Raw genomic sequence first — 1,368 nt, forward strand, 5'->3', positions numbered from 1 at the left:
CCCTCCTGTTTGTGCCGGAGACAAGGTGGACAGGTGTTCGGGGACATCGTGGACACATTTTTTCATCATGATGAGACGGGTTGTTTTTGTTGTTGTTTGGGGTGTGGACCCTGTGGGCAAGGCTTAGCGTTGTCCACAAGTCCACAGGCCTCCCTGTCGGTGGAGCGCAGGTCAAGGGTGGCAATCCGATGCGAGCAGTAGTGCACGCTGAAGAGGCCATCCTGGTCAGTGGAGCGAAGTGCCACCAGCTCGCCGCGGAAGGCCTTGCCGATCCGCCAAGGTCGGTTCCTGAAGCTGATGAAGCCATCGCTGTCGACCTTGCGGACCTTGTCACCTGGTCCGTATTCGATCGCGGGCAACACCTCAGGGAAGCAGCGTGGGCTCGGCCGGTACCGCTCGGCCGGCGTCGCCATGTCGAGTGCCTCGTGCGGCCGTTCGTGGTTATAACGCGGACGCCATTGGTCGAAGGCCCGCTGACAATCGGCGAGATCGCCGAAGCTTCGCCCGCTGATCACTTCGGCTTTCAGCGTGCGATGGAAGCGCTCTTCCTTGCCTTGCGTCTGGGGGTGGCGCGGTCGACCGTGCAGGACGCGGATGCCAAGCCGCAACAACCAAACGCTGAACACGGTGTAGAGCTCGCCGCCGGGATCGCTCCACGGCGGGCCGCCATCCATCAGCATCGCCAGCGGCAAACCATAGTGGCGAAAGGCAATCTCCAGCTCCCCGCGCACCGTTCGGCCCTGCTCATTGCCGCAGGCAGAAAGCACCAGGTTGAAGCGCGAATGGTCGTCGAGCGTGGTGAGCGGATGGCAGCGGCCGCTATGGATGGCAAAGTGACCCTTGAAGTCCATTTGCCACAGCTCGTTGGGGGTCTCCCGCTCGAAGCGCTGCCATGGTCCCGGATGTTGCGCCGCTCCAGCCTCCGTCAGCCGCTCGTGACGGCGCAGGATCGCGGTGATCGTGCTTGCCGCCGGGATTTCGAGCTCACTATCCTTCTCCAGCGCCCCCTTGATCTTGCGGCCGCCCCAGACGTTGTTGCTCTTGTCGCGTACCTCCAACACCTTCGCCTCAACCTGCCAAGCGGTGCGCTGCGGACTCGAGTGCGGGCGGCGCGATCGCTCGGTCAGCCCGGCCAGCCCTTCCGCCTGATACCGCTCGATCCATTTGTAGCCGGTCGTCGGACTGATCCCGAACCGTCGACAAAGCTCTCGAACGTTCGCCCCCTCATTCAAGGCAAACATCACGAACTCTCGCTTCTGAGCCATCGCGGACACCTCGCAAAACGGCATTCCGTCCCTCCCGATTCGATGCTCGGGAAGTGTCCACGATGTCTCCGAACGCCTGTCCACCATCTCCCCGGTCTCTACA

Annotated in this window: 1 protein-coding gene; it reads right to left on the reverse strand. The window is 62.6% G+C overall.

The features are described from left to right. Positions 1 to 65: 65 nt before the first annotated feature. The gene (locus tag FJ548_RS29685) at positions 66 to 1,289 is read right to left on the reverse strand and encodes an IS481 family transposase (protein ID WP_246678808.1); all 1,224 of its coding nucleotides are present in this window, start codon (positions 1,287 to 1,289) and stop codon (positions 66 to 68) included. Positions 1,290 to 1,368 lie beyond the last annotated feature (79 nt).

The organism is Mesorhizobium sp. B2-4-17 (assembly GCF_006441275.1).
GTDB lineage: Bacteria > Pseudomonadota > Alphaproteobacteria > Rhizobiales > Rhizobiaceae > Mesorhizobium.